Origin of the sequence: Tepidibacillus infernus (assembly GCF_048898065.1) — a bacterium.
Lineage (GTDB): Bacteria > Bacillota > Bacilli > Tepidibacillales > Tepidibacillaceae > Tepidibacillus_B > Tepidibacillus_B infernus.
The window spans coordinates 1-254 of record NZ_JBLWFI010000082.1 but is presented as its reverse complement, the minus strand read 5'-3'; the positions used below and the strand labels follow the sequence as shown (position 1 = coordinate 254).

Sequence of the window (254 nt, the reverse complement as noted above, 5' to 3'; positions counted from 1 at the left end):
AAAAATTCCCGACTCCTGCCAAGTACAAAAAGGAGTTTGCATGGCTCAAAGAAGTCGATAGCCTTGCGTTGGCAAACGCTCAACTGAATTTGCAGAAGGCATACCAAAACTTCTTCTCTGGTCGTGCTGAATTTCCTAAGTTCAAAAGCCGCAAGGCGAGACAGTCCTACACAACCAACGTGGTCAACGGAAACATTATGCTTTTGGATGGCTATATCAAATTACCGAAACTGAAACTTGTAAAAATGAAACAA

At 42.1% G+C, this 254-nt stretch carries 1 pseudogene; it reads left to right on the top strand.

Going from position 1 to position 254, the window contains the following annotated elements:
* A pseudogene (locus TEPIDINF_RS15095) lies at positions 1 to 254 on the top strand (RNA-guided endonuclease TnpB family protein); the annotation flags it as partial.